The sequence below is a fragment of the Arthrobacter sp. Y3221157 genome (genome assembly GCF_059089865.1).
Genome location: NZ_JBNHFD010000155.1, coordinates 1 through 3,966, shown reverse-complemented (window position 1 = coordinate 3,966; position 3,966 = coordinate 1). Strand labels below are relative to the sequence as shown.

Annotated in this window: 5 protein-coding genes; all 5 read right to left on the bottom strand. The window is 67.3% G+C overall.

Features of this window, described 5'->3' with window-relative positions; genetic code table 11:
• A partial coding sequence (locus AC5RTT_RS20000; protein WP_494146626.1) for a serine dehydratase beta chain occupies positions 1-784 on the bottom strand: 784 nt, incomplete at its 3' end.
• A gap of 93 nt (positions 785-877) precedes the next feature.
• On the bottom strand, positions 878-2,200 hold the full coding sequence (gene glyA / locus AC5RTT_RS19995) for a serine hydroxymethyltransferase (RefSeq protein ID WP_494146625.1): 1,323 nt from the start codon (positions 2,198-2,200) through the stop codon (positions 878-880).
• Positions 2,197-2,580 (bottom strand): glycine cleavage system protein GcvH, encoded by a 384-nt coding sequence (gcvH, locus tag AC5RTT_RS19990; protein ID WP_494012240.1) that lies wholly within the window; start codon positions 2,578-2,580, stop codon positions 2,197-2,199. The genes glyA and gcvH overlap by 4 nt, the downstream gene beginning before the upstream one ends.
• A gap of 33 nt (positions 2,581-2,613) precedes the next feature.
• Positions 2,614-3,747, bottom strand: a complete 1,134-nt coding sequence (gene gcvT, locus AC5RTT_RS19985; protein WP_494146624.1) for a glycine cleavage system aminomethyltransferase GcvT — start codon at positions 3,745-3,747, stop codon at positions 2,614-2,616.
• A gap of 10 nt (positions 3,748-3,757) precedes the next feature.
• The coding region (locus AC5RTT_RS19980) for a hypothetical protein (protein WP_494146623.1) at positions 3,758-3,966 on the bottom strand (209 nt) is incomplete at its 5' end.

Genomic DNA, 3,966 nt, shown 5'->3' with positions numbered 1-3,966 from the left:
GTGCGGTTTCCTTCTGCAGCCGTTCGTACCAGTCCGGGGCGCGGCGGCGCACGTTCAACCCGCCCGGCAGCACCCCGGCCCGCTTCAAACTCGTCGCAACGCAGTTCTCCATCACGGACCAGATCTGCAGCAGCCCGGCCCGGATCTCCTCCTCGTCCCGGGAAGCTTTCTCATTGAGCAGCATCACATCGGCGATGCCCAGCCCGGTGTCCCGGCAATGCGCCAAAAGTTCCGCCGCGGTCCGGAACGGCAACGGCAGCTCCTGCTTGGAGGCCTCCAGTTCCTGCTGCGCCGCGTCCTCTTCGCCCTCCCGGACGATGAACCCGCCACCGACCGAGAAGAACGTCGCCGCATGCAGCACCTCCCCGGCCGCGTCCGTGACCGTGAACGTCATCCCGTTCGTGTGCCGGGGCAGCACCGTCAACGGCCGCAGCACCATATCCCCCACCCCGTACGGCAACGGCAACCCCTCCCCACCGGCACCGGCAAGGTTCAGGATCCCGGTCTCCGCGATCGAGGCAAGCCGTTCCTCCACCTCCCCGGGCAGGATCAGTTCCGGATGGAACCCCTCCAACCCCAACAGCACCGCGGTCATCGTCCCGTGCCCGTGCCCGGTCGCCGCCAACGACCCGTACAGATCCACCCGCAACGAAGCCACATCCGTCAGCCTGCCGGAAGCCTTCAGCTCCTCAGCGAACACAGCAGCAGCCCGCATCGGCCCCACAGTATGCGAGCTCGAAGGGCCAATGCCAATAGAGAAAAGGTCGAATACGCCAACAGCCATGGTGGGAATCCTTACTAGATGTGTATCGGGCGGTAGAGCGTCACTAAGGCGACATGGGCACGAGGTGCCGGCGGACCCGGACCCAGCCACGAGTCAGGACAGAGGTGCAATACCGGGGTAGAGGGGGTGGGCCTTTGCGAGTGCGTCGACGCGGTGACGCAGCCCGGAAAGGTCGGCGCCGGCGTCGGCCGTCAAAGCCTCGGCGATGATGTCCGAAACCTCGCGGAAGGCGTCCTCGCCGAAGCCACGGGTCGCAAGGGCGGGGGTGCCGATGCGCAGGCCGGAGGTGACCATGGGCGGGCGGGGGTCGAACGGGACGGCGTTGCGGTTGACGGTGATGTCGATCGCGGCGAGCCGGTCTTCGGCCTGCTGGCCGTCGAGTTCGCAGTTCCGCAGGTCCACCAGGACCAGGTGCACGTCGGTGCCGCCGGACACCACGGTGATGCCCTTGGCGGCAACGTCGGGCTGGACCAGGCGTTCGGCGAGGATCCGGGCGCCGGCCAGGACGCGTTCCTGGCGTTCCTTGAACTCGGGGGACGCGGCGATCTTGAACGCCACGGCCTTCCCGGCGATCACGTGCTCCAGGGGGCCGCCTTGCTGGCCCGGGAACACAGCGGAGTTGATTTTCTTGGCGATGTCAGCGTCGTTGGTGAGGATGATGCCGCCGCGCGGACCGGCGAGGGTCTTGTGCGTGGTGGACGTGACCACGTGGGCGTGCGGCACGGGGGAGGGGTGCAGCCCCGCGGCGACCAGCCCGGCGAAGTGGGCCATGTCCACCATGAGGTAGGCACCTACCGAGTCGGCGATCCGGCGGAACTCCGCGAAGTCCAGCTGCCGGGCGTAGGCGGACCAGCCGGCCACGATCAGCGCCGGCTTGTGCTCCTGGGCCAGGCGCTCCACTTCGGCCATGTCCACTGTGTGGGTGTCCTCGCGGACACCGTAGGGCACCACCTTGTAGAGCTTGCCGGAGAAGTTGATCTTCATGCCGTGGGTCAGGTGCCCGCCGTGGGCGAGGTTCAGGCCCATGATGGTGTCGCCGGGCTTGATCAGCGCGTGCATGACCGAGGCGTTCGCCTGTGCACCGGAGTGGGGCTGCACGTTGGCGAATTCCGCGCCGAAAAGGGCCTTGATCCGGTCGATGGCGAGCTGTTCGATGACGTCCACGTGCTCGCAGCCACCGTAGTAGCGTTTCCCGGGGTAGCCTTCGGCGTACTTGTTGGTCAACACGGAGCCCTGCGCCTGCATGACTGCCACGGCGGTGTGGTTCTCCGAGGCGATCATCTCCAGGCCGTGGCGCTGGCGGCCCAGTTCGTCGTCGATCTTTGCCGCGATCTCCGGGTCCAGGGCGGACAGGTCCGCGTTCAGGCTCGGCGACTCCACCTGCTGGAACACCGCTGTCCCCGCTGCGGCGCTCACAGTTCGCCGCCGTTCGCTGCGGCGTATTCCTCGGCGGACAGGAGCGGGCCTTCCTCGGTCACGGCCACCTTGAACAGCCAGCCGGCGCCGTAGGGATCGGTGTTGATCAGGGCGGGGTCGGCAACCACGCCGTCGTTGATTTCGACGACCTCGCCGGTCACCGGGGCGTAGAGGTCGGACACGGACTTGGTGGATTCCACCTCGCCGCAGGTTTCGCCGGCGGTCACGGTGGAACCGACCTCTGGCAGGTCCACGTAGACGATGTCGCCCAGGGCGTCGGCGGCGACGGCCGAAATGCCGATTCCCACCGGACCCGACCCATCCGCGGCAACCCACTCGTGCTCGGCGGAGTACTTCAGTTCAGCAACGACTTTGCTCATGTGTTTTTCCTTTGCTTGCTAAGTCTTGGTGGTTTACTTTTGGCGTTTGTAGAAGGGGAGTTCGACCACTTCGAAGCGTTCGGGCCTGCCGCGGAGGTCGATGTCCAGGACGGTGCCGGGGGCGGCGTATTCGACGGCGACGTAGGCCATGGCCACCGGGTAGCCGAGGGTGGGGCTGGGCTGGCCGGAGGTCACCTCGCCCACCAGGGTGCCGTCCTGGAGGACCGGGTAGTGCGCGCGGGCCGCACGCCGTCCGGTGCCCCTGAGGCCCACGAGCTTTTGGCCCATGGTGGAGCCGACGCCGGCGGCCTTGATCGCTGCCAGCGCCTCCTTGCCCACGAAGTCGCTTTCCTTGGCCAGGGAAACTACCGGACCGAGTCCCGCCGCATAGGCGTTGACGTGGCGCGAGAGTTCGTTGCCGTAGAGGGGCATCCCGGCCTCGAGGCGCAGCGAATCCCGTGCGGCAAGGCCGGCGGGGACCAGCCCGTGCTCTTCGCCGGCAGCCAGCAGTGCCTCCCAGAGCGCGGGTGCGTCCACATTGGGAATGTAGATTTCGAAGCCGTCCTCGCCGGTGTAGCCCGTGCGGGCAATCAGCAGCTCCTGGACAGAGCCGTTGACCGCGAGGCCGGCCTCCACCGCGGCGTAGTACTTCAGCTCACGGACCAGGGCCTGCTGGTCAGCCGGGACGAGCTTCAGCAGGATGGCCTGGGCTGCCGGGCCCTGCACGGCGATCAAGGAAGTCTCCGCGGAAGCATCCTCAACCTTCACGTCGAAACCGGCGGCGCGCTCAAGCAGCGCAGCCACAACCGCCTTGGCGTTGCCGGCGTTGGGGACCACCAAGTACCGGTCCTCGGCACGGCGGTAGGTGATGATGTCGTCGATGATGCCGCCGTCGGCGTCACAGATCAGCGAGTACTTGGCCTTGCCCACGGCCACCGCGGACAGCTTTCCGGCAAGGGCATAGTCCAGGAAGGCTGCCGCCTCGGGGCCGGTGACCCAGACTTCGCCCATGTGGGAGAGATCGAACAGGCCGGCTGCGTTGCGGACGGCGTGGTGTTCGGCCAGTTCGGAGTTGTATTTGAGGGGCATCTGCCAGCCGCCGAAGTCCGTGAAGGAGGCGCCGGCCTTCTTGTGTTGCTCGTAGAGAGCTGTGTAGTTCTCAGTCATGGGCATGTCCTTAGTTTTCGAAGTCTTCGAGGGGAGGGCAGGAGCAGATGAGGTTGCGGTCGCCGGCGGCGCCGTCGATCCGGCCCACGGGCGGGAAGTACTTGTCCTGCCGGAGCGAGGCCACGGGGAAGGCGGCCTGTTCCCGCGGGTAGGCGCGGTCCCAGTCCGAGGACACGACGGCGGCTGCCGTGTGCGGTGCCCGGCGCAGCGGCGAGTCGG

Bases quoted from the DNA above. Each gene is read 5' to 3' on its own strand.
- gcvT (WP_494146624.1), bottom strand. From the start codon at position 3,747: ATGACTGAGAACTACACAGCTCTCTACGAGCAACACAAGAAGGCCGGC.
- gcvH (WP_494012240.1), bottom strand. From the start codon at position 2,580: ATGAGCAAAGTCGTTGCTGAACTGAAGTACTCCGCCGAGCACGAGTGG.